Consider the following 22,451-nt stretch of genomic DNA (forward strand, 5'->3'; position numbering starts at 1 on the left):
CCGAGAGGCGGGGCAGCGGCTTGCAGCGCCGCGTTCACGGGTGCCACCTCCGCGTGCTCCCCTCGTTGTCCGCCCCGCCCGGACCGGCCGGGCGGCGTCCGAGCAGGGAGTGGTTTCCCGATGCCCATCGCCACCGTCAATCCGGCCGACGGCCGCACCGTCGAGGTCTTCGATCCGCTGGACGAGGCGGGCGTGGAGGCCCGGCTGGCCCGGGCGCAGTCCGCGTTCGAGTCGTGGCGGCTGTCCACGTTCGCGCAGCGCAGCGAACTGATGCACCGCGCGGCCGAGTTGCTGGAGCAGACGAACGACGAGATCGCCCGCACCATGACACTGGAGATGGGCAAGCCGCTGGCCCAGGCCCGCGCGGAGGCCGCGAAGTGCGCGAAGGCGATGCACTGGTACGCGGACCGGGCCGAGGAACTGCTCGCCGACGAGCATCCGGCGAAGGAGGACGTCGAGGACTCCGGCGGGGTGTCGGCGTTCGTCCGCTACCGGCCGCTGGGCCCGGTGCTCGCGGTGATGCCGTGGAACTTCCCGTTCTGGCAGGTGATCCGGTTCGCCGCGCCCGCGCTGATGGCCGGCAACGTCGGCCTGCTCAAGCACGCGTCGAACGTGCCGCGCACGGCGCTCGCCCTGGAGGAGCTGTTCGCCCGGGCCGGGTTCCCGCAGGGCTGCTTCCAGACCCTGCTGATCCCCTCCCGCGCGGTGGAGGCGCTGATCCGGGACGAGCGGATCGCCGCGGTGACGCTGACCGGCAGCGAGGGCGCGGGCCGCGCGGTGGCCCGGGTGGCCGGCGACGAGGTGAAGAAGACCGTCCTCGAACTGGGCGGCAGCGACCCGTTCCTGGTGCTGCCGTCGGCGGACGTGCCGGCCGCGGTCGCGCGGGCGGTCACGGCCCGGGTGCAGAACAACGGCCAGTCGTGCATCGCGGCGAAGCGCTTCATCGTGCACACGGCCGTGTACGACGAGTTCCTGTCCGGGTTCACCGCGCGGATGCGGGCGCTGACGGTGGGCGACCCGATGGCGGACGCCACCGAGGTCGGCCCGCTCGCCACCGAGCAGGGGCGCACCGACCTGGAGGAGCTGGTCACCGACGCTGTCGGCCTCGGCGCGGGCGTCGCCTGCGGCGGCCGGCGGCCGGACGCCCCGGCGCTGGCCAACGGCTGGTACTACCTGCCGACGGTGCTCACCGACGTGACGCCGCGGATGCGGATCCACCGCGAGGAGGCGTTCGGCCCGCTGGCCACCGTGTACCGGGCCGGCGACCTGGACGAGGCGGTGGCGATCGCCAACGACACGCCGTTCGGCCTGAGTTCCAACGTGTGGACGCGCGACGACGGCGACCGCGAGCGGTGCGTGCGCGACCTGCGCGCCGGCGGGGTGTTCTTCAACGGGATGACGGCCTCCCACCCGGCGTTCCCGTTCGGCGGGATCAAGCGCTCCGGCTACGGGCGGGAGCTGTCCGGTCACGCCACCCCCTTGTGCTCACACAACCCCCCGGTGTGGCCGGGCAGTTGCGCCCCCGCGGGCCCGCCCCCCGGGCCGGCGGCCGCGCCGCGGGCGGGGCGCCGCGGCCGGCCGCTCAGGCGGCGTGCCGGGCGCGTTGACGCGGGTGGGCGTGCTCGTGGCGGCCCCAGAACTGGGAGAAGAAGGCCACCACGGTCACGCCCCACACCACCGCGAACACGATCAGCAGCCAGAGCTGCGTGACCTGCGGGGCGACCAGCGCCAGGCCCAGCGACAGGGCCAGCAGGAAGACCAGCGAGGAGTTGTGCTTCTCGGTGAGCCAGGCCCAGGTCCCGCGCACCGGGCGGGGACCGGGAGTTCCGGCAGCAGTCGCGGCCATCGCCATCACCTCCGCAGAATTCAGCATCTGTTCGAGTATCCCGCTGGTCAGCGGGCCCGGCAGCCCGGGTAGCATCGCCGCAGAGCACCGACGAGGGGGTCGTGAGTGTCGATACGCGGGGGGCTGCGGAGCCTGGCACGACAGGCGTCCGCGCTGCCGGACGGCGCCGAGCTGTACCGGCTGCGCCCGGACGGGCGGGTGCTGCGCGCCGACCGCGCGGGCGTGCGGGAACTCGGCCCGGACGATCCGGACAGCGGGCTGCTGCGGTTCATCGACGACCGGCAGTTCGCGCACTACTTCATCGGCGACGCGAAGACCTCTCCGGAGCGGCCGTCGAACGCCACCTACAAGCTGGGCCTGGTCGCACCGCACACCGCGTTCACCCCGCACGCGCACGGCGGCGAGCACCTGGTGCTGGCGCTCGGCCCGGCGTCCTGCGGACTGTACGACGAGCGCCGGCGCCGGGTGGCGGAGGTCGAGTTGGCGCCCGGCACGCTGATCCGGATCCCCGAGCTGATGCCGCACTCGTTCGGCAACCGCGGCACCGACCGGCTGGCGATCCTCGCCGCGAACACCGGCTACGGCATCGACCACGAGGACTACGCGATCACCGCCGAGGTCGCCCAGGAGCGCGGCGAGGCCGAACTCGCAGCGGCGCTGCGCGAGGTGACGGCCCGTCAGCGGGTGGGTACGGTGACCGTCCGGGAGCGGCTGGCGCTCCGGCTGCGCCGGATCGCGGCGGCCCTGGAGGACTCCCGGTGACGCGCCCGTCCCGCCCCACGACCACGCCCCCGATCGAGCACGCCCGATGAACCGGGAGAACGCCCGATGATCTGTCCGCACTGCCAGACCAACCTGCTCCAGCGCAACCGCAGCGGGCACACCTGCTCGCGCTGCCGCAAGGCGTTCGCCCTGGACCCGAAGGTGGAGCCGGGCCGGCTGCACGACACCAAGTTCCGCGACCTGGTCGCCAAGGCCACCCCCGACGGGCTGCGGATCACCGTGGAGCAGCTGTACTGGCTCAACGAGCGCCGCCTGTACCGGTTCCCGAGCAGCGACGAGCACGAGGGCAGCGCCGCCGGCGGCGCAGTGCTGGCCGTGGTCGCGCTGATCGCCGTCTCGCTGGCGGCCGGGATCGGCGGCTTCGCCTGGTTCCTGCTGGGGCCCGTCGCGCTGGTCGCCGCGATCCTGTCGGGGCAGCAGTTCGCCGGCTCGCGCCGGCTCAAGGCGGACACGCCGATGCGGCCCGGGATGCAGCTGCCGGAGTTCGAGCGCCGGGTGATCGGCCGCTGGCGGGAGGTCTACGGCGACCTCCCGGCCGGGCTGACCGAGTACCCGCCGAAGGCGTCGAAGCCCGGCACCGTCGAGGCGCGGGCCGTGATGCTCTGCGAACTCCCGGCCGTGGCAGCGTTCCTGCGCACCAACGACTTCGCGGAACGCCACCGGGTACTGCTGGTCGACGACGTGAAGAAGATCCCGGCCGAGCTGCCGGTCGTGGTGCTGCGCGACCTGTCGCTGACGGCGCTGGCCCGCACCGCGACGCTCCGCGCCGAACTGGCCGGGCGGCGGGTGGTGGACGCCGGACTCGCGCCCCGCGCGGTGCTCGCCCCGGCGAAGGCGCTCCGGCTGCGGCACTTCTCCGCGCCGCGACCGGTGCCGTGGCTGCTGGCCGCCTCCCCGGGCTGGCAGCGGCTCACCGAGCAGGAGCGGAACTGGCTGGTGGAAGGCTGGTACTGCCCGCTGATCACCCTGCGGCCCGCCAAGCTGCTCGCCCTCGCCGAGCGGGCCGTCGAGCGCGCCCTCGCCGCCCCCGCGCCCGCCGCGCCCGAGGCGGAGACGCCCGCCGAGACCCGCCGCCGCGCCGAACGGATCGGCTTCCTCACCTGGCCCCAGGCCCTGCCGGCCCAGCGCCCGGCCCCTGACGCCCCGTCGGCCCGCCCCGCGGACGGCGCCCGGTGAGCCCCCTGCGACCGGCGGCCCGGGCCCCGCGGCACCGGGCCCTCGGTGCCCCGCCGGCCGTGGGCGGTGCGCGGTGACGCGCGGACCGGCGATACCCGCCGGCCTGCTCGACCGGGCCGTCCGGCGGGCCGCCGACCGCTGCGCGCGGCCCGGCCATCTCGCCTTCACCGCACGGCAGTTGTACTACGAGACGGACCGGACGCTGTTCCCGCTGCACCGCGGCCCGCACCGGCTGCGGTACACCACCCGGCCGCTGCTGTCCGCGGAGCGGTTCGCGGCGGCGCTCGCCCGGCAGCCCCGACTTCCGGTCCTCCCGGACCCGGTGGCCCCGCGCCCGCACCGGCCCGGGCCCGAGGGCGACCTGTACGACTACGCGTTCCCCCGGCTGCTGGTCTGCCAGGACCCGGCGATCGCCGCCATGCTGCTGGCCAACCGGCTGCACCTGGAAGGGGGGTGCCCGGTCCTCACGCCGGACCGGCTGCCGCTCGACGCCCGACTGGTGGCCGCCCTGGAGCGGGCCGGGGACGCCGTGGTGCACGTGCTGCACGACGCCTCCCCGGCCGGGCTGGAGCTGTTCGCGCGGGTGCGCGAGCACGCCGGCCCCCGGCTACGGGTGCGCACCATGGGCCTGCTGCCGCGCCACGCCGCCGCCCTGCACCTGGCCGCACCCGCCGGCCGCCCGGGGTGCGACGCCGAGGACCTGCCCGCCGAACTGCCGGCCGCCGAACGGGAATGGCTGGCCCGCGGCCGGGTCGCGGAGCTCGCGGCGATCCGCCCGGCCCGGCTGCTGCGGACCGTGCTGCGCACCGTCCGCGGCGGCGGTTTCGCCCCGCCCGCCCGTCCGGCCGCGCCCACCCGGGCCCGCGACACCGGCTTCCTGACCTGGCCGACGCCCTGACCCCCGAGGACCGTGGACGATGACTCAGCCACCCGAAATCACCTACAGCGACGAGCTGTTGGCCGACGGCACGGTGCACCGCCGGTACTCCGACGGCCGCAGCGAGTGGCGCAGCCGCGGCGCGGACGGCCGGATCCACTGGCGCGACGACCGGGGCGACTCCGGTACCGACGAGCGCCTGGGCCGCGACCTGGTCAAGCGCCTGCACGCGGACGGCCGGGCCGGCTACGGCCGCGACATCGGCTACGGCCGCACGGTGTGGGGGCAGGGCCGGTACGTGCTGGTCAACCGCAGTTCCTTCCCCGGCCGGGTCGGCGTGGTGCTCGGCGCGCTCGGCCTCGGCGCGGGCATCGCGGCCGCCCACTACGCGCCCGAACTGCTCTCCCCCGACGAGGAGGAGGAGCTGCGCCGGGAGGCCGAGCGCGCCCGGTCCTCGGGCGGTGACGGCGGCGGCGGTGACGGCGGTGACGGTGACGGCTTCGACGACGGGCCCGACGACGGGTTCGACGACCACGACGGCTTCGGCACGGCCGGGGACGGCGGCGACGGGCAGGACGCGTCGGACGGCGCCGACGCCTGGGACGGGGACGACTTTGGCTGAGCCGCAGCGCCTGGCCGCGCCCGCCCGAGCGGCGGTGCGCGGGCCGGCCCGCTACACCGTGGTCTCGCTGCCCGCCGACGGCGAGCGGCGGCCCGAACCCGGCCTGGTGGCGGGCCCGTTCGAGTCCGGCGGCCGGCGCAGCTCGGCCGCCCTGCTGACCGGCGTGCCCGGCTTCGCGGACGGCCCGTTCACCGTGGACGGCCGCACCGCCGTCGGCGAAGTCACCCTGCACAACCGGGCGGAGCTGCACGCCGCCCTGTCCGCCGCCGGACGCCCGGCCGAACCTGCGTGCCCGGACGGCGAGTTGCTGCTGCGCTGCTGGCTGGCGCTGGGTCCGGACGGGCTGCGCGCGGCGGACGGCATGTTCACCCTCGCGGTGCTGGACGGCCCGGACCTGGTCCTCGTCCGCGACCACGTCGGCGCCCGCACGGCCTTCCACTGCCGCACCAGCGGCGGCGGCTGGGCGGTCTCCAGCTCGCTCCGCGCACTGCGCGAACGCCCTGACGTGGACACCGGGTTGGACCTGGCCGCGGTCCGCTCGTTCCTCACCTTCGCCTACTTGCCGGGCGCCGAGACGCTGCTGCGCGGCGTGTCCGAACTGCTGCCCGGCAGGGTGACCCGGCTGCGCGCGGACGGCTCGGTCCGGGTCGAGGAGTTCTGGGAACCGCAGCACCGCACCTCCGACCAGGACCTGACGTCCGATCAGTTCGCCGCTGAACTGCGGGCGTTGCTGGAGCGGGCGGTGGCACGACGGCTGCCGGACGGCGAGGACGTCGCGGTGCTGCTGTCCGGCGGCGTGGACAGTTCGCTGGTGACGGCGCTGGCCGCGCGGCTGCACGACCGGCCGGTGCACACCTACTCGATCAGCTTCGGCAACGAACTGCCCAACGAGCTGGGCTACTCGGGGCTGGTCGCCGCCCACTGCGGCACCCGGCACCAGGTGCTGACGGTGCCCGGCGAGCAGGTCGCGGCCCGCCTCGCCGACACCGTCGCCCTGCTCGACAGCCCGGTCGGCGACCCGCTGACCGTTCCGAACCTGATGCTCGCCGAGGCGGTCGCCGGCGACGGGCTGAGCGTGTCGCTGAACGGCGAGGGCGGCGACCCGGTGTTCGGCGGGCCGAAGAACCTCGCCATGCTGGTGTTCGAGCTGCTCCGCGACGACCCGTCCGAGCAGGCCCGCTCCGACGCCTACCTGCACACCTACCGCAAGTGCTGGGAGGACCTGCCGGTCCTGCTGACCGGCGACGCCCTGGCCGAACTGGACGCGCTCGGCCCCGCCGCGCACCCGCGCCGGCACGTCGCCCCGTACCTGACGGACCGCCGGATGCCGTCCCTGCTGGACCAGTTGCTGCACTGCAACCTGCGCACCAAGGGCGCCCACCACATCCTCACCAAGGTCGAGCGGCTGACCTCCTCGCAGGGCGTCCAGGGCCGCTCGCCGCTCTTCGACCGGCAGGTGGTCGACCACGCCTTCGGCACCCCGCCGGCGCTCAAGCTCCGCGGCACCGAGGAGAAGTGGATCCTCAAGGAGGCGGTGCGCGACCTGCTGCCCGACACCGTCACCTACCGGCCCAAGAGCGGCATGCGGGTGCCCGTCCAGCAGTGGCTGCGCGGCCCGCTCAGCGAACTCGCCGGCGACCTGCTGCTCGGCCCCGCCGCCCGCGCCCGCGGCCTGTTCCGGCCCGACACGGTGGAGACCTGGATGCGCGGCAGCGGCCTGCTGCTGCCCCGCCAGGGCGGCAAGCTGTGGCTGCTGCTCACCCTCGAACTCTGGCTGCGCGCCTACGACCTGTGACCCGCCCCGGTCACCGGCCACCCGGTCGTGCGACCGACCGTGCAACCCCTGGAGCACCGCAGATGGACCTGATCGACCCCCGCACCGGCGCCGTCCGCCGCACCCTGGCCCCCGGCCGCGCCCCCGAGGTGTCCGCCGCCGTCGCCGCCGCCCGCGACGCCCGGCCCCGCTGGGCCGCCCTCACCCCGCGCGAACGCCACCGCCGGCTCGCCGCACTCGCCGACCTGATCGAGCGCCACGCCGACGAGTACGCCGCCGCCGAGTCCGCCGGCACCGGCAAGCCCGGGTCCGAGACGGACGGCGAGATCGCCGAGGTCGCCGACCTGTTCCGGTTCTACGGCGGCGCGGTCCGGGCCAACGCCGCGCCCGCCGCCGGCGACTACCTGGCCGGTCACCAGAGCTGGGTGCGCTGGGAACCGGTCGGCACGGTCGCCGCCGTCGTCCCGTGGAACTACCCTCTGCTGATGGCCGGTTGGCGCTGCGCCCCGGCGCTGGCCGCCGGGAACACGGTGGTCCTCAAGCCCGCCGAGACCACCCCCGACAGCGCGCTGCTGCTCGCCGCGCACGCCGAACAGGCCCTCGGCCCGGGCGTGTTGACCGCCCTGCCCGGCGACCGCGAGACCGGCCGGCTGCTGGTCGGGGCCGGCTGCGACCTGATCGCCTTCACCGGCAGCCCCGCCGGCGGCGCCGACGTCGCGGCCCGCGCCGGACTCACCCCCGTCAGCCTCGAACTCGGCGGCAACAGCCCCGTCCTGGTCCTGCCCGACGCCCCCGCCGACACCTGGCGGCAGCTCGCCGCCGCCTGCACCTACAACGCCGGCCAGAGCTGCGCCGCCCCCGCCCGGGTCATCGTCCTCGACGAGGCGTACGACGCCGCGGTGGCCGCGCTCGCCGCCGCGATGGCCGAGCGCCACGCCGGCCGGGACTTCGGACCGCTCAACAACCGCGACCAGGCCGCCCGCTACGACCGCATCCTGGCCGCCAGCGCCGCGAAGACCGTCCGCACCGCGCCCGGCCGCGGCGACGGCCTGTGGCGGCCCGCGACCGTCCTCGCCGACCTGCCCGCCGACGACCCGGCCGTGGTCGAGGAGGTCTTCGGCCCGCTGCTCACCGTCCAGCGCGCCACCACGCTCGACCACGCCGTCACCCTCGCCGAGTCCGTCCCGCAGGCCCTCGCCGCCTCCGTCTGGACCACCGACCTCTCCACCGGCCTGGCCCTCACCGACCGCCTCTCCGCCGGCGAGGTCTGGCTCAACTGCCACCTCGCCCAGTCCGCCGAACTCCCGCACAGCGGCCGCCGTAGCAGCGGCGCCGGCACCGACCTGTCCACCCTCGCCCTCCGCGAGTACCAGCGCCCGAAGACCGTGACGGCCCGGCTGGTCTGACGGCGGGGGCACGCTGGACCACGGACGTCCGGGCGGGAAGGATCGGCGGATGGACGAGGAACAGTTGACCGGCGGGCTGGCGAACGCCGGCGCCGTGGTGCGGCGCGGGGCGGTGGTGGAGCGGCCCGCGCCGGTGCAGGCGGCGGCGCTGCACGGCTTTCTGACGGCGCTTCGGGCCGGCGGGTTCGCGGGAGCCCCGGTGCCGGTGGGCGAACCGGTGGGCGGGCGGCAGCGGTTGGAGTTCCTGCCGGGGGACGTCGCCGTGCTGCCGTACCCGCGGTGGGCGCTCGGGGAGGAGGCGCTGGTCTCGGTGGGACGCCTGCTGCGGCGCTGGCACGAGGCCGCCGCGCGCACGCCGTTCGACGGGCGCGCCGACTGGTCGCAGGAGCTGGCGGACCCGGAGGGCGGGGCACTGCTCTGCCACAACGACGTGTGCGTGGAGAACGTGGTGTTCCGGGGCGGCGCGGCCGCCGCGCTGATCGACTTCGACCTGGCCGCGCCCGGGCGACCGGTGTGGGACGTGGCGATGGCGGCCCGCTACTGGGTGCCGGTGCTCGACCCGGAGACGGCCGCCGAGACCGGCCGCGCCCGGCTGGACGTCCGGCGCCGGCTGCGGCTGTTCGCCGACGCGTACGGCCTCCCGGCCGCCGACCGGGCCGCGCTCCCGGCCGTCCTGGAGCAGGCCACCGCCGTCTGCCGGGCCTTCGTCGGCCGTCGCGTCGCCGCCGGGGAGCCCGCGTTCGTCGGGTACTTCGACTCCTACGGCGGCTGGTCCCGCTGGGACCGCCTCCAGCGCTGGCTCGCCGCCGAACGCCCACTGCTGGAACGGGCGCCGGCTGAGTGACCCGCCGTCGGCCGGCCGGCTGCGGACGACGGGCGATCAGCCGGGCGGGTGAGCGCCGGATTCGCGGGCGGTGCGGGCGGGGAACGGCTGCCGGGGTGAGCGGTGGCGGAGTGATGCTGGCGGTGTCGAGCGCCCGGCGGGTGTTCGACGAGGGCTGGGTGCTGGAACGGAAGTGGGACGGGATCCGCGCGCTGGCGGTGCGCGACGGCGACCGGGTGACCCTGCGCTCCCGCACCGGCCAGCAACTGGAAAGCGCTTACCCGGAGCTGGTGGCGGCGCTCGCCGCGCAACCCGTGCCGCGCTTCGCGGTGGACGGCGAGATCGTCGCCTTCGAGGACGGCCGGACCAGTTTCGCCCGGCTCCAGCAACGGATGGGACTGCACGACCCCGTCCGGGCGCTGGCCAGCGGCGTCACCGTCGACTACGTGCTGTTCGACCTGCTGGCCCTGCAGGGGCACGACACCACCGGCCTGCCCCTGCTGGACCGCAAGCAACTCCTCACCGAGGCCGTCGAGTTCGGCCCGCCGCTGCGCCTGTCCGAGTACACGGCCGCCGAGCCGGGCGTCCCCGTCCCGCTCGCCGAGGCCTGCGCCCGGGGCTGGGAGGGGCTGATCGCCAAGCGCGCCGCCGGCCGCTACACGGGCACCCGCTCCGGTGACTGGCTCAAGCTGAAGTGCGAGACCGGGCAGGAGTTCGTGGTCGGCGGCTGGACCGACCCGGCGGGCAGCCGGGAGGCGTTCGGCGCGCTGCTGCTCGGCTACCACGAGCACGGCCGGCTGCGCTACGCGGGCAAGGTCGGCACCGGCTTCGACACCAGCACGCTGCGCGCCCTGCACCGCGTCCTGGTCGAACTCGCCTCCCCGGTGAGCCCGTTCGCCGAGGAGGTTCCGCTGCGCGGGCCGCACTGGGTGCGCCCCGAACTCGTCGTGCAGGTCGGCTTCACCGAGTGGACCCGCGACGGCCGCCTGCGCGCCCCCCGCTACCAGGGCGTCCGCACCGACCGCCCCGCGGCGACGGTCGTCCGCGAGACTCCGGGCTGAGTCTCCGTCAGGTCCCCGGAACGCCGACGGGCGGCACTCCCGCGCGGCCGGCTGCCGCGGGCGCCCCGCCCGTCAGGCCGAGCCTCCGTCAGGCCCGCCGGCCCCGGCGCCGGGTGAGAGCGACGGTGAGCCCGCCGACCACCAGCAGCGCGAGTCCGGTCGCCGCCGGGGCCGCCACGTCGGCCCCGGTGCTCGCCAGGATGCCCGACCCGTCCTGCTGGGCCGGCGCGGCCGGGCCCGGGTTGCCGCCGGTGACCCGACCGCCGTCGACGGCGGCCGGCGTCGGCACCGGGGCGACCGTCGGGGTCGGGGCGACCGTCGGGGTCGGGGCGACCGTCGGCGTCGGGGTCGGGCTCGGGGTGCTCGCTCCCTGGACCGTCAGGTCGGTCTCGCAGCTCGACTCCGCCCGGCAACTGCCGCGCTTGCCGGGGTCGGTGGTGGTGACGGCGCTGTGCAGCCGGCCGTCGCCCTCGCCCGTCACGGTGACCGAGAACCGGACCGCCACGCTGGAGCCCACGATCAGGTCGCCGGTCCAGGTCAGCTTCCCGTCCTCGACCTCGGCGGTGCCGTGGGAGGCCGTGACGTCCCCGTTGTAGGCGGCGTCGTCCAGCAGCTGCGACAGGTCGCCGGCGATGCTGGCGCCCCGGACGTCGTCCGGGCCCTGCTGGGCGACCGAGACGTCGTAGGTCACCCTGTCGCCCGCCTTCACCGTGGAACCGGCCCTCGGGTCCGAGTACTGGTGGAAGACGAACGAGCCGGTGACCGCCGGGTCCTGGTAGGTGAACGCCCGGCCGGCCGTGGTGCCGCCGGGGGTGGTGACGGTGATGTCGACCGGGCCGACGGCGCTCGCCGCCGGGGCCGTGGCGGTGATCCGGCCGTCACCGACGACGGTGAACGAAGTGGCGGGCGCGGAACCGAAGTTCACCGCGGTGGCGCCGCTCAGGTCGCTGCCGGTGAGGGTGACGGTGGTGCCGCCGGCCAGCGGGCCGCGGTCCGGCGCGATGCCGGTCAGCACGGGCGGCGTCACGTCGTAGGTGTACGGCACGGCGGCGCTGGAGCCGGTCGCGGTCCGGACCACGACGTCGACCGCGCCGGGCGTGACGTTCTCGGGCGCGGCCGCGGTGATCCGGGTGTCGCTGTCGACCTGGTACGACTGCGCGGTGTCGGCGCCGAAGCGGACGGCGGTCGTCCCGGTGAAGTACTTGCCGGTGATGACGACGGCCGTACCGCCCGCCAGCGGGCCGTGGTTCGGCGCGATGCCGGTCACGACGGGCGCGGGGGCCTGGTACCCGTACTGCACGGGAGCCGTGACCGAAGTGCCGTTCCGGTCGGCGGCGTGGACCGGCTGTCGCGCCGGCTCCGCGTGCCCCGCCGCGGCCGGCAGCACCGCCGCCAGCGCCCCGACCACGACGGTCGCCAGTCCCGCCGCCGCACCGCGCCGCAGTGTTCGTCTGCGGCCAGGGCGCGTCGCCCCGCTCTCAGGGGCCAGTGTCATCTGCTCCGCCTCTCCGGGGATGCGATCCGTCCGGCCGCCGGCCGGACGGCGTCGAAGTCACGTTTCGTACGCGTATTCTGACGGCCCACAGGATGGCTGACGCAGGAGCACCCCGTCCATCGACGTTCGGAGTTCGATCCTCCGCAACCCGCTGTCGATGCCCGCGGCTCCGCGCGGCCGCGGGCCCGTCGTGGCCGAACGCCACGACCGCGCGGCGCACCCCCGGATGGCCCGCTCCGGCGGGCGGCGCCCCCGGGCAGTCCGTACGGTGCCGTTTCGGGGGACGTACCCGAGTGAGAGGCAATCACTGGCATGGCTGGGAAGTTCGAGCTGTACGTGGACGAGTCGGGCAACCACCGGTTCCGGCTGAAGGCGAGCAACGGCGCGATCGTGGTGACCGGAGACCCGGAGGAGTCCCGGGAGCAGTGCCTGAAGAGCATCGAGTCGATCCGCAAGCTCGCGCCGTACGCGCAGCTCCAGGAGACCGGCGCGAACGCCTGACGGCGCGGCGGCCCCCGCTCCGGGCCGCGACGGCGAGCCCGTGACCGACCTGACCGGTCGTCACGGGCTCGCCGTCGTCGGCGGTTCGGGCCACCGCTCCTGCGGCATGCTTGCGGGGGAAGGCTGATCGTCCGGGACGAGGGGAACACAGCGATGACGGGGCGTGGACTGTTGGCGGCGGCCGGGGTGCTGTTCCCCGACGAGCAGGGCCGGGTGATGGTGGCCCGCGTGTCGTACCGGGCGAAGCACCCGATCTCGGTGCCGGGCGGCGGCTGGGACGCCTCCGACCCGTCGCCCCGGCACACCGCCGTCCGGGAGATCCAGGAGGAGCTGGGCATCACCCCGGTGCTGCGCGAACTCGCCTGCCTGGACTGGTCCCGCTACCACCGCAGGCCGCCCATCGCGGCGTTCCTGTACTGGGCGGACCCGCTGACCGAGGAGCAGCGGGCGGCGATCCGGCTGGAGGCCGCGGAGCTGGACGCGCTGGTGCACCTGACGCCCGAGCAGCTGCTGCCGGCGCTGGCGCCGCTGCTCTCCCGCCGGGTCGGGTCGTGCGCGCTGGCGCCGCGATCGGCCGCGCCGCTGGAGCTGGCGGACGGGATGCCGGCCGGTCACACGGCGCTGCACCTGCGGCCGTGGCCGGACCCGGGGTACACCGGCGCGGCCGGGATCGCGGCGCTGCTGCCGCCGGGCGGTGACCGGCCGGCCCCGCCGCCGCCGATGGACCGGGCGACCTACTACGCGAGCCGGCCGCGGATCCGGGGCAAGGCGCGGATGCTGTTCCGGGACGGGCGCGGCCGGGTGCTGCTGGTGCGGCTGACGCCGTGGAACGACGAGTCGGTGTGGGTGCTGCCGGGCGGCTCGATCGAGGCGGACCGCGAGCTGCCCCGGGAGGCGGCGCGGCGGGAGACCCGGGAGGAGCTGGGCTGGGAGCGCGAGCCGGGCCGGCTGCTGGCGATCGACTGGGTGCCCGGCCACGGCGACGAACTCGCGCGCACCGTCCTGGTGTTCGACGGCGGGACGGTGACGTCCGAGCTGCTGTCGACGATCCGGATACAGGAGGAGGAGATCGCCGAGTGGGGCCTGTTCACCCCCGAGGAGGCGCAGCGGCTGCTGCCGCCGCCCGGCGCGCAGCGGCTGGCGGCGTGCCTGGACGTGCTCGGGCTGCCGTCGGGCGCGGGCCCGGCGGAGCTGCTGAACGGGGTGCCGCAGTCGGGTTCGCCGGTGGTGGCCGAGCCGTAGCGGGGCTGTCGGCCGTGGCCGGGCCGGGCGCGTCGCACGGATAGCGGGGCGCTCGGCGGGGGAGGATGCGGGCATGGAGCGCTCGACGAGGACTGCGCACGACCGTGACCACGAGCCCGGATCCGGGCTGGGCCTGACGGGCCGTACGGTGCGGTCGCTCGGCGGCGGCGACCGGCTGGTCCTGCGGCTGGACGACGGGCTGCTGCTGACGGTCCGCAACGACTTCCGGCTGCTGCGCGGCGCAGAGGTCGACCACTTCTACCCGGCGCTCGGCGTCGCACCGTCCGGTGCACTGGGCGCACTGTCGGGCGCAACGGTCACCGGCGCGGCCGTCACCCCCGCAGGGGGCCTGCGCCTGGTCCTCGACACCGGCCACACTCTGGCCGTCGCCCCCGATCCGGGCCCGGGCGGCCCCGTCCACCCGTGGCAGCTCTCCTCCCCCGCCGGCCTGCTCTTCACCGGCGGGCCGGACGGCGGCCCGGCGGACGGGTAGCCGGCCCCGGGTGGCCGGACCCGGGTGAGCGCCCACCCGGGTGGCCGCGCGGCGCCGGGCGGCCCGAGGGGCCGTCAGGCGCACTGCTCCGGAGCCCTCGGCCGGTGGGGGCCGGTAGGTCGTGCACGGTCGCCGCCCGGTACTCTCGATCATGATCACTTCCACCGGTCCCATCACGGTCTTCGACATCGACGGCACGCTCTGCTTCGACGGCAGGACGATCGACGCCCGCATCCTGTCCGCGCTCGACGCCTGCGAACGGGCCGGCCACCACCTGGTCTTCGCCTCCGCGCGGCCGGTCCGCGACCTGCTCCCGGTGCTCGGCGGGGCGTTCCCCGGCGCGACCCTGATAGGCGGCAACGGCAGCCTGGTCTCGGTCGGCGGACAGGTCCGGACGCGCTCCGTGTTCGCCGCCGAGGACCTCGCCGTGCTGCTCGGCGAGGTCGAGCGGTTCGGGGCCGGCTACCTCGCCGACGGCCCGTGGGACTACGCCTACACCGGCCCCGGCGACCACCCGATCATCGGCCGCGTCCAGGCGCACGGGCTGGGCCGCCGGGTCGAACTGGCCGAACTGCCCGCCGTGGTCAAGTTCCTGGTGGTCTCGGCGTCCGACCTGCACGGCCTGGCGGAGTCCTGCCGCGCCCTCGGACTGTCCGTCAACCACCACGAGGGCGAGGCGATCATCGACTTCGCGCCTGGCACCACCGACAAGTGGGAGGCCCTGGCCTCGCTGGGCGTCGACCGGTACAGCGCGTTCGGCAACGACATCAACGACCTCGCCCTGCTCGGCCGTGCCGGGCACGCCGTCCGCGTCGGCGCCCACCCCGCGCTCGACGGCGTCGCCCACGTCACGGTCGCCGCGGAGCCGGAAGCCGTCGCCGCGGAGATCCTGCGACTGGCCGCCGGCACGACCGCGGCCTGATCACGCACCCGGTGCGGGCCCCGCCCGCCTCGCTGTGCGGCAGCGTCCGGAGTCCGACGGAAGCCGGCCGGGTTCGGCGGGGGCCGGAACCTTCGGGGGTGAGGGTGCGTCACTAGGATGACCGCCGATCATGGCGGACGGGGGCCGGAAGGGGCGGGGCATTGTTCGGGATCATCAGGCCGTGTCGGCACCGGCTGTCGGAGCGCCTGCACGCCTCCTGGCTGGCGCACCTGTGCGGGCTGTGCCTGGCGCTGCGGGACGACCACGGCCAGTTGGCGCGGAGCGCGACCAACTACGACGGCCTGGTGATCTCGGTGCTGGTCGAGGCGCAGTCCCCGCGCGACCCGGACCGGCGGACGGCGGGCCCGTGCCCGCTGCGCGGAATGCGGACGGCCCCGGTGGCCCGGGGCGAGGGGGCGCGGCTGGCGGCGGCGGTGTCGCTCGCGCTGGCGTCGGTGAAGGTCCGGGACCACGTGCTGGACGGGGACGGCGTGTTCGCGCGCCGCCCGGTCGCGGCGGGGGCGCGCCGGGTGACCCGGCGCTGGGAGCGGCAGAGCGCCGGCAGCGCGGCCGCCGTCGGGTTCGACACCGGCGTGCTGCTGGCCGCGGCGGCCCGTCAGGAGGAGGCGGAGCGGCTGGTGACGGCCGGTGGTCCGCTGCTGCTGGCGACCGCGCCGACCGAGGAGGCGACGGCGGCGGCGTTCGCGCACACGGCCGTGCTGGCCGGGCGTCCGGGCAACGCGGCGGCGCTCGCCGAGGCGGGCCGGCTGTTCGGGCGGCTGGCGCACCTGCTGGACGCGGCCGAGGACCGGCAGCAGGACGAGGCGCAGGGCCTGTGGAACCCGCTCACCGTCTCGGGCACCTCCCAGCAGGAGGCGCAGCGGCTCTGCCGGGACGCCGTGCACGGCATCGGACTCGCCCTGGCGGAAGTGGAGTTCACCGACCGGGCGCTGGTGCACCGGCTGCTGGCGCACGAGACCGGCGAGGCGGTGGACCGGGTGTTCGGCCGGCCCGGGCGCGCGTGCACGCACCGGGCGCCGGCGGGTGCGGCGCCGTCCGGGACAGCTGCCGACACCTCGGCGGGGCCGGCCGCGCCGACCGACCCTGACGCGCCGTCGGATCCGCAGCTGCCGCCGGTGCCGGCGAAGCCGCGCCGGGGCCTGGTGGCCGGGTGTGCGGCCTGGCTGGCGATGGCCTGCACCTGCCAGTTGCTGTGCTGCGAGCACGACCACCCGTTCTCCCGGGAGCGCCGCAAGGGGTTCTGCCGACGGAACTGCGACTCCTGCTGCGACGCGTGCGACTGCTGCAGCGGCTGCGACGGGAGCTGCTGCCCCGAGGACGGCTGCTGCGGGTGCGACGGCTGCGGCTGCGACGGGTGCTGCTGCGACTGCTCGTAGCACTGGAGGAGGCGGAACGGATGGATGACGCACAGCAGTTCACGGTGGCGGAGCTCGCCGACTGGGGCCCGCCGGAGATCCGGGCGCTGGCCGGCGGCGCGGCCGACCCGTTCGGGACCGGGCCGCTCGGGGTGACCTGGCGGCCCAAGGAGCGGCACTTCGGTGTCCGGCACGAGGGCCGGGTGGTCGCGCACGCCGGGTTCGTGGTGGTGCCGGTGGAGGTCGGCGGTCAGCGCTTCGAGGTCGCGGGCGTCGGCGGCGTCCTCGTCGATCCGGCACTGCGCGGCCGGGGCCTGGCCCGGGTGGCCGTCACCGGCGCGCTGGACGCCGCCCGCGCCGACGGCCTGGACCGGGCGCTGCTGTTCTGCTTCCCGGACCGGGCTCCGCTCTACGCCCGCCTCGGCTGGCTCGCCCTGCCCGGGCCGGTGACGGCCGATCAGCCCGAAGGCCCGGTGCCCGTCCCGCTCGGCGCGATGTGGAAACCGCTTTCCCCGGGCACCGGTTGGCCGGCCGGCCCGGTCCGTCTGCACTCGCTTCCGATGTGACCGGGCGGGTCCTGCTGCTCGACGCGGCACCCGGGGAACTGCTCGGCCGGGAACTCGACCGACTGCTCGGTCACGGTCTCGACGTGACGCTGAACCTGCGCCGGGTGGCCGATCCGGCGGCGACGCGGGCCGCCTGGGCCGGGCGGCTCTCGTTCACCGACCTCGACCCGTTCGACAAGTCGGTCCTGCGCGACGCGGTGCGGGACGGCGGACGCGGCTTCGACGCGCTGAAGTCCCGGGCCGGAGTGCCGCTGCGGGCCGGGTTCCTGACGGCGGCCACCGATCGGGCGCTGGACCGGCCGCTGCGGGTGATCGGCCGCGCGGGCGCCGGCACCGACCACGTCGACCTGGCCGCCGCCGCCCGGCTCGGCGTGACGGTGACGCACACCCCGGGGTCGAACGCGGACGCCGTCGCCGAGTTCGCACTCGGTCGGATCCTGGCCCTGACCCGCCGCCTGGTCGACCTGAACACGGCCTGCCACAAAGGTTGTTGGACCGCTCCCCCGCCGGCCCGGGGCCTGTCCGAGCTGACCCTCGGCGTGGTCGGGCTCGGCCGGATCGGCCGGGCCCTGGCGGTCCGGGCGGCGGCACTCGGCGCACGGGTGCTGGGCTGGTCACGGAATCCCGCACGCATCGCCGGAGTCGAGCAACTCGACTCCCTGGAGCGACTGTTGGCCGCCAGTGACGTGCTGTCGCTGCACCTGCCGCTGACCCCCGGCACCCGCGGACTGCTCGGCCCCCGGGAGTTGGCCCTGCTGCGTCCCGGCGCGCTGCTGGTCAACACGGCCCGCGGCGGTCTGGTCGACGAGCACGCGCTCGCCGCGGCCCTGCGCGACCCGGCCCACCCGCTGGCGGGCGCGGCCGTCGACACCTTCGAGCACGAGCACGCCGCCTTCGCCTCCCCACTGTCCGGCCTCCCGAACGCCCTGCTCACCCCGCACGTGGCGGGCATGACGCACGGCGCCGTGGAACAGGCCGCGCTGCGCTGCGCCGACCACCTGGCGGCGCTGCTGGCCGGCCGTCCCGAGGGCGTGCCGGTCGCCCGGGCCTGAGCAGGTGCGCCGTCTCACGCGCTGACCCCGCATCAGGATCCGGGCGGGCACGCTGTTGCAGGGCTGTTGCCCGCGCTGTGACCGGGGTCACGGACTGACCGACCGCGGCGTGATCGACTCTTCGGATGCCTACCATCACCGCCCGGTCTGCCCGGCCCGCCCGCTCCGCCGTGCTCACCGCCGCCGCCGTGTCCGCCGCCGCCCTGCTGGCCGGGTGCGGGGAGGTGACCGCGGATGCCGGAGCGGCCGGAGCAGCCGGACCGTCGGCGAGCGCGGGGCCGTGCGGGGCGCCGCCGCAGGGGGCGGCACGGGAGGGCTGGGTCCGGAACGGGGTGCGGATCCTCTCCGTGAGCGACGCCTGCGCGGAGTTCGAGGTGACCAACACGGGCTCCGAGGCCGCCGACTTCTCGGTCCTGTTCGAATGGACGGGCGCCGATGAGCGGATGAACACCAACCCGACCGGCACGGTGGTGGCGGTGCCGCCCGGCGCGACCGCCCGCGGCCGCCTCGACGTCGGCTCCGGCGGTCCGCGCGGCCTGGCCTCCGGGCAGCCGATCGTCCCGGGCGTGAAGATCACCCGGGTGCGCAGCGTCCCGACCGCCGAAGCGCCCTCCGAGGGCGGGCCGTGCCCGGCGTCGGGGGTGCGGTTGTACGCGGACCGCGGCGATGCGGCGATGGGCCTGCGGGTGGTGGGCCTGCACCTGGTGAACTGCGGGACGGCTCCGGTGACGCTGAACGGCTACCCGCAGGTGCAGGCGCTGGACGAGGCCCACAAGCCGGTCGACCCGCTGCAGGTCCTGAAGGGCGGTGCGGCGATCGCGACCGGCACCGGCGCCGACTCCCCGCCGCAGCGGATCGTGCTGGCCCCGGGCGAGGGCGCGGGCTCCACGGTGGTGTGGCGCAACACCGATGACGCCTCGTCCGAGCCGGTCCTCGCCCCGTACCTGCGGGTGCGCCCCACCCCGGACGCGGCGCCCGTGACCGTCACCCCCGAACTCGACCTCGGCACCACCGGCCGCCTCGGCATCGGCGCCTGGACCCGCGAGACCACGCCCTCCTGACCACCCCGCCCGGGGCCGCAGCCGCCGCGCGCGGCAAGCGCTTTCCCGCCGCCCCGCCGCGCGCGGCAAGCGCTTTCCCAACACCCGCCGCGCGCACGGAAAGCGCTATCCGACGTGGACGCGCGGGCGGCGGCTGCGGTCGGACTCCGCCTCGCGGAGCACCTCGCGGGTGACCGGGGCGACCTCGCCCTGGCCGAACAGGAAGAACCGGAGGAACTGGGCGAACGGGTTGCCCTCGGTCCACTCGAAGTAGATGTGCGGGAGCTGCCCGGTGGTGTCGCGCACGTGCAGGAGTATCGCGGCGAGCGCGTTCGGCACGCTGGAGTGTTCGAGCGTCAGCACCCGGTAGCGGTCGTGCAGCACCTCGCCGCGGACCTTCAGTTCGGCCTCGAAGTCGGACGGGTCGAGCACCGTGACCTCGACGAAGACCAGGTCGTCCTCGACCGGGATGTCGTTGTCGGCGCGGATCTGGTGCACCTTGTCGCGGTACTCGGCGAGGTCCCGGCCGGCCGGCTCGTTGGCGATGAAGCGGATCGTGCGGTGCGCGGTGTCGCGCACGAAGCGTTCCGCCACCTCGTCCAACTGGACGTCGGTGACGCGCAGTTCGAAGGCGCGGGCGAGCCGGGAGGCGAGCGAGACCAGCACGATGGCGGCGATGAAGCAGGCGCCGATCTTCACGCCGTCGGGGCGTTCGGCGATGTTGACGGCGGTGGTGTAGAGGAACACCGCGGCGATGATCGCGAAGCCGATGGTCCAGTTGCGCTGCCGGGCCGCGTGGGCGGCGATGGTGACGGCGATCGCCGCGGAGGTGATCAGCACCAGCACGCCGGTGGCGTACGCGCCGCCCTGCTTGTCGACGTTGGCGTCGAACAGCCAGGTGACCAGGAAGGCGATCGCGGTGAGCACCAGCACCATCGGCCGCACCGCGCGGGCCCAGTGCGGGGCCATGCCGTAGCGCGGCAGGTAACGGGGCATCAGGTTGAGCAGTCCGGCCATCGCGGACGCGCCGGCGAACCACAGGATGGCGATGGTCGACAGGTCGTAGACCGAGCCGAACGCGCCGCCCAGGTAGTGGTGCGCGAGGTAGGCCAGCGCACGGCCGTTGGCGGGGCCGCCGGCCTTGAAGTCGTCGGCGGGGATCAGCAGCGTGGTGATGAAGCTGGTGGTGATCAGGAAGCAGCTCATGATCACGGCGGCGGTGGTGAGCAGCTTGCGGGCGCCGCGGATCCGCCCGGTGGGCCGCTCCTCGGTGTCGTCCGGGTCGCCCTCGATGTGCGGCATGACGGCGACTCCGGTCTCGAAGCCGGACAGGCCGAGGGCGAGCTTGGGGAAGACCACCAGGGCGACGCCGATCATCACGAGCGGGTTGCCGTGCTCCAGGCTGAGCGCGTGCGTCCAGTCGGTGATCACGGACGGGGCGGTGAGGACGTGCCAGAGGCCGACGGCGACCACCACCACGTTCAGCGCGAGGTAGACGGCGACCAGGAGGACCGCGACGCCGATCGCCTCGCTGAAGCCCTTCAGGAAGACCCCGCCGAGCAGGGCGATCAGCAGCAGGGTGATCAGCACCTGGTGGCCGCTGAGCACGCTGGTCAGGTGCGGGTTCTCCACCAGGTGCGCGGTGGCGTCGGCGGCGGACAGCGTGATGGTGATCAGGAAGTCGGTGGCGGCGAAGCCGAGCAGCGCGAGGACGAACAGTTTGCCCTTCCAGAACGACAGCAGTCGTTCGAGCATCGCGATCGAGCCTTCGCCGTGCGGGCTCTCCTGGGCGACCCGGCGGTAGACCGGGAGCGCGCCGAGCAGGGTGACGGCGACCAGCACGATGGTGGCGATCGGGGAGAGCAGGCCGGCGGCGAGGGCGGCGATCCCGGGCTGGTAGCCGAGGGTGGAGAAGTAGTCCAGGCCGGTCAGGCACATCACCCGCCACCAGCGTTGCCCGTGCTGCTGGTCGGGGGCCTGGGCGTGCGGGCCGGGGTGTTGCTTGGCCATGTCCGACAGGCCTTCCAGCAGCCAGGAGCGCAGGCGCTGGCGCGCCGACCCTGCGTCCGTGGGGGCGGATTGGACCACTGTCTAGCTCCTGTCGCGAGGTCGGGAGCCCCGGACCGCCGGATGCTCCGGCCCACCGGGCGGACTCCCACGTCAATGTAGGCCACCTCCGCCGCCGTCCGGGGCAGGCTGGAGCGTAACGTCCCCCGTCTGCCCGCCCGGGCACCGGTCCCGACTGCTTGACGCCCCCTTGGTCCGGGTTTGGCGTGCCTTTTGCCCGCCGGTGCACGTCCGTGCACGGCGCCCGGCAGGGCTCGCCGGCCCCCGCCGCGAACCGCTCGGCGAACCGCTCAACGGCCGTCCGGCAAGTCCGTCCGGCGGCCCCGTCCGGCAAGTCCGTTCGGCGGCCCGGTCCGGCGGTCGGCCGGCGGTCGGCCGGCGGTCCGTCCGGGAGTCCGTTCGGCCGCCGCGAACGGTTCGAGCACGTCTGTACTTCCGCTGTCAAGGGCCGACCGGCCCCGAACCGGCCCGCGGTCAGGGCGGATGGGCCCTGTCGGTGCCGGTGTTCGGTTTGGCAGACTGCGGGGTGTCTGTACCCGGGCGACGCTCCGGGCGTCCGGAAATCGCGCGAGGAGAGTTGCTGCCATGTCCGAGGGTTCGGCACCGATCAGGGTGTTCCTGCTGGACGACCACGAGGTGGTCCGCCGCGGGGTGCACGACCTGCTGGACTCCGAGCCCGACCTGGAGGTGGTCGGCGAGGCCGGCACGGTCGAACAGGCCCTGGCCCGGGTGCCGGCGCTGCGCCCGGACGTCGCGGTGCTCGACATGCGGCTGCCCGACGGCGACGGCGTCTCGGTGTGCCGGGAGTTGCGTTCACGGATGCCGCAACTCGCCTGCCTGATGCTCACCTCGTTCGACGACGAGGAGGCGCTGCTCGACTCGATCATGGCCGGCGCGGCCGGCTACGTGCTCAAGCAGATCAGCGGCACCGACCTGGTGACCGCGATCCGCACGGTGGCCTCCGGGCAGTCCATGCTCGACCCGGGCGCCGCGACCCGGCTGATGGCCCGGCTCCGCGGCGAGGCCCCCACGCCCGCCCCCGACTTCCCGCAGCTCACCGAGCGCGAGCGGGAGATCCTGGCGCTGATCGGCGAGGGCCTCACCAACCGGCAGATCGGCGAGCGGGTGTTCCTCGCCGAGAAGACCGTCAAGAACCACATCTCCCGGCTGCTGGCCAAGCTCGGCGTGGAGCGCCGCGTGCAGGCCGCGGTGATCGCCACCCAGACGCTGGCCGCGCACTCCCCCGAGCGCAGCGCCTGACTCCGCCCTGATCCGTGCCCGGCTCCGGCCGGGGCCGGTGGTGGTGTCCTGGCTGCTGGCTAGGGTTCC

General features: G+C 75.6%; 20 protein-coding genes. 18 read left to right on the forward strand and 2 right to left on the reverse strand.

Going from position 1 to position 22,451, the window contains the following annotated elements; translation table 11 throughout:
• Positions 1 to 120: 120 nt before the first annotated feature.
• The 9 genes from ACFV1L_RS32210 (at position 121) to ligD (ending at position 10,368) form a co-directional block, all read left to right on the forward strand.
• On the forward strand, positions 121 to 1,710 hold the full coding sequence (locus ACFV1L_RS32210; protein ID WP_380372747.1) for an NADP-dependent succinic semialdehyde dehydrogenase: 1,590 nt from the start codon (positions 121 to 123) through the stop codon (positions 1,708 to 1,710).
• A gap of 241 nt (positions 1,711 to 1,951) precedes the next feature.
• Positions 1,952 to 2,608 (forward strand): cupin domain-containing protein, encoded by a 657-nt coding sequence (locus tag ACFV1L_RS32215; RefSeq protein ID WP_380372749.1) that lies wholly within the window; start codon positions 1,952 to 1,954, stop codon positions 2,606 to 2,608.
• Between the two features lie 66 nt (positions 2,609 to 2,674).
• Positions 2,675 to 3,805 (forward strand): hypothetical protein, encoded by a 1,131-nt coding sequence (locus ACFV1L_RS32220; RefSeq protein WP_380372751.1) that lies wholly within the window; start codon positions 2,675 to 2,677, stop codon positions 3,803 to 3,805.
• A 73-nt stretch (positions 3,806 to 3,878) separates the two neighbouring features.
• Positions 3,879 to 4,703 (forward strand): hypothetical protein, encoded by an 825-nt coding sequence (locus ACFV1L_RS32225; protein WP_380372753.1) that lies wholly within the window; start codon positions 3,879 to 3,881, stop codon positions 4,701 to 4,703.
• Positions 4,704 to 4,722: 19 nt separating this feature from the next.
• The gene (locus ACFV1L_RS32230; RefSeq protein WP_380372755.1) at positions 4,723 to 5,304 is read left to right on the forward strand and encodes a hypothetical protein; all 582 of its coding nucleotides are present in this window, start codon (positions 4,723 to 4,725) and stop codon (positions 5,302 to 5,304) included.
• Entirely contained in the window at positions 5,297 to 7,099 is a 1,803-nt protein-coding gene (locus tag ACFV1L_RS32235) for an asparagine synthetase B family protein (protein WP_380372758.1), read from the forward strand. Before ACFV1L_RS32230 ends, ACFV1L_RS32235 begins: the two co-directional genes overlap by 8 nt.
• Before the next feature lie 62 nt (positions 7,100 to 7,161).
• Complete coding sequence (locus tag ACFV1L_RS32240) at positions 7,162 to 8,484, forward strand: aldehyde dehydrogenase family protein (protein WP_380372761.1); 1,323 nt, start codon at positions 7,162 to 7,164, stop codon at positions 8,482 to 8,484.
• A gap of 49 nt (positions 8,485 to 8,533) precedes the next feature.
• Entirely contained in the window at positions 8,534 to 9,328 is a 795-nt protein-coding gene (locus tag ACFV1L_RS32245; protein WP_380372764.1) for a phosphotransferase, read from the forward strand.
• A 113-nt stretch (positions 9,329 to 9,441) separates the two neighbouring features.
• On the forward strand, positions 9,442 to 10,368 hold the full coding sequence (gene ligD, locus ACFV1L_RS32250) for a non-homologous end-joining DNA ligase (protein WP_380372804.1): 927 nt from the start codon (positions 9,442 to 9,444) through the stop codon (positions 10,366 to 10,368).
• Between the two features lie 88 nt (positions 10,369 to 10,456).
• Here the strand turns inward: ligD and ACFV1L_RS32255 are convergent, their stop codons facing one another.
• Positions 10,457 to 11,863, reverse strand: coding sequence for an IPT/TIG domain-containing protein (locus tag ACFV1L_RS32255; RefSeq protein ID WP_380372767.1), 1,407 nt, complete (start codon positions 11,861 to 11,863; stop codon positions 10,457 to 10,459).
• A gap of 312 nt (positions 11,864 to 12,175) precedes the next feature.
• On the opposite strand from ACFV1L_RS32255, the gene ACFV1L_RS32260 reads away from it, so the two are divergent.
• From ACFV1L_RS32260 to ACFV1L_RS32295, 8 genes are all read left to right on the forward strand, one after another.
• Complete coding sequence (locus tag ACFV1L_RS32260; protein WP_380372769.1) at positions 12,176 to 12,364, forward strand: YegP family protein; 189 nt, start codon at positions 12,176 to 12,178, stop codon at positions 12,362 to 12,364.
• A gap of 153 nt (positions 12,365 to 12,517) precedes the next feature.
• Complete coding sequence (locus ACFV1L_RS32265) at positions 12,518 to 13,606, forward strand: NUDIX domain-containing protein (protein WP_380372772.1); 1,089 nt, start codon at positions 12,518 to 12,520, stop codon at positions 13,604 to 13,606.
• Between the two features lie 73 nt (positions 13,607 to 13,679).
• Positions 13,680 to 14,099, forward strand: coding sequence for a DUF6188 family protein (locus ACFV1L_RS32270; protein WP_380372775.1), 420 nt, complete (start codon positions 13,680 to 13,682; stop codon positions 14,097 to 14,099).
• A 151-nt stretch (positions 14,100 to 14,250) separates the two neighbouring features.
• The gene (locus ACFV1L_RS32275) at positions 14,251 to 15,021 is read left to right on the forward strand and encodes an HAD-IIB family hydrolase (protein WP_380372777.1); all 771 of its coding nucleotides are present in this window, start codon (positions 14,251 to 14,253) and stop codon (positions 15,019 to 15,021) included.
• Between the two features lie 161 nt (positions 15,022 to 15,182).
• Entirely contained in the window at positions 15,183 to 16,418 is a 1,236-nt protein-coding gene (locus tag ACFV1L_RS32280; RefSeq protein ID WP_380372779.1) for a DUF5685 family protein, read from the forward strand.
• A 20-nt stretch (positions 16,419 to 16,438) separates the two neighbouring features.
• Positions 16,439 to 16,963: a GNAT family N-acetyltransferase gene (locus ACFV1L_RS32285; RefSeq protein WP_380372781.1), complete on the forward strand. Its 525-nt coding sequence runs from the start codon at positions 16,439 to 16,441 to the stop codon at positions 16,961 to 16,963.
• Positions 16,960 to 18,015, forward strand: a complete 1,056-nt coding sequence (locus ACFV1L_RS32290; protein ID WP_380372784.1) for an NAD(P)-dependent oxidoreductase — start codon at positions 16,960 to 16,962, stop codon at positions 18,013 to 18,015. Before ACFV1L_RS32285 ends, ACFV1L_RS32290 begins: the two co-directional genes overlap by 4 nt.
• A gap of 125 nt (positions 18,016 to 18,140) precedes the next feature.
• Entirely contained in the window at positions 18,141 to 19,076 is a 936-nt protein-coding gene (locus ACFV1L_RS32295; protein ID WP_380372787.1) for a DUF4232 domain-containing protein, read from the forward strand.
• A 105-nt stretch (positions 19,077 to 19,181) separates the two neighbouring features.
• Here ACFV1L_RS32295 and ACFV1L_RS32300 read toward each other — a convergent pair whose 3' ends face one another.
• Positions 19,182 to 21,065, reverse strand: a complete 1,884-nt coding sequence (locus ACFV1L_RS32300) for an amino acid transporter (RefSeq protein ID WP_380372806.1) — start codon at positions 21,063 to 21,065, stop codon at positions 19,182 to 19,184.
• 642 nt (positions 21,066 to 21,707) lie between these two features.
• On the opposite strand from ACFV1L_RS32300, the gene ACFV1L_RS32305 reads away from it, so the two are divergent.
• Entirely contained in the window at positions 21,708 to 22,382 is a 675-nt protein-coding gene (locus ACFV1L_RS32305; protein ID WP_380372789.1) for a response regulator, read from the forward strand.
• Positions 22,383 to 22,451: the final 69 nt, after the last annotated feature.

Origin of the sequence: Kitasatospora sp. NPDC059646, from assembly GCF_042734615.1 — a bacterium.
Taxonomy (GTDB): domain Bacteria; phylum Actinomycetota; class Actinomycetes; order Streptomycetales; family Streptomycetaceae; genus Kitasatospora.

Bases quoted from the DNA above. Each gene is read 5' to 3' on its own strand.
- ACFV1L_RS32210 (WP_380372747.1), top strand. From the start codon at position 121: ATGCCCATCGCCACCGTCAATCCGGCCGACGGCCGCACCGTCGAGGTC.
- ACFV1L_RS32220 (WP_380372751.1), top strand. From the start codon at position 2,675: ATGATCTGTCCGCACTGCCAGACCAACCTGCTCCAGCGCAACCGCAGC.
- ACFV1L_RS32230 (WP_380372755.1), top strand. From the start codon at position 4,723: ATGACTCAGCCACCCGAAATCACCTACAGCGACGAGCTGTTGGCCGAC.
- ACFV1L_RS32240 (WP_380372761.1), top strand. From the start codon at position 7,162: ATGGACCTGATCGACCCCCGCACCGGCGCCGTCCGCCGCACCCTGGCC.
- ACFV1L_RS32245 (WP_380372764.1), top strand. From the start codon at position 8,534: ATGGACGAGGAACAGTTGACCGGCGGGCTGGCGAACGCCGGCGCCGTG.
- ligD (WP_380372804.1), top strand. From the start codon at position 9,442: ATGCTGGCGGTGTCGAGCGCCCGGCGGGTGTTCGACGAGGGCTGGGTG.
- ACFV1L_RS32255 (WP_380372767.1), bottom strand. From the start codon at position 11,863: ATGACACTGGCCCCTGAGAGCGGGGCGACGCGCCCTGGCCGCAGACGA.
- ACFV1L_RS32260 (WP_380372769.1), top strand. From the start codon at position 12,176: ATGGCTGGGAAGTTCGAGCTGTACGTGGACGAGTCGGGCAACCACCGG.
- ACFV1L_RS32265 (WP_380372772.1), top strand. From the start codon at position 12,518: ATGACGGGGCGTGGACTGTTGGCGGCGGCCGGGGTGCTGTTCCCCGAC.
- ACFV1L_RS32270 (WP_380372775.1), top strand. From the start codon at position 13,680: ATGGAGCGCTCGACGAGGACTGCGCACGACCGTGACCACGAGCCCGGA.
- ACFV1L_RS32275 (WP_380372777.1), top strand. From the start codon at position 14,251: ATGATCACTTCCACCGGTCCCATCACGGTCTTCGACATCGACGGCACG.
- ACFV1L_RS32285 (WP_380372781.1), top strand. From the start codon at position 16,439: ATGGATGACGCACAGCAGTTCACGGTGGCGGAGCTCGCCGACTGGGGC.
- ACFV1L_RS32295 (WP_380372787.1), top strand. From the start codon at position 18,141: ATGCCTACCATCACCGCCCGGTCTGCCCGGCCCGCCCGCTCCGCCGTG.
- ACFV1L_RS32300 (WP_380372806.1), bottom strand. From the start codon at position 21,065: ATGGCCAAGCAACACCCCGGCCCGCACGCCCAGGCCCCCGACCAGCAG.
- ACFV1L_RS32305 (WP_380372789.1), top strand. From the start codon at position 21,708: ATGTCCGAGGGTTCGGCACCGATCAGGGTGTTCCTGCTGGACGACCAC.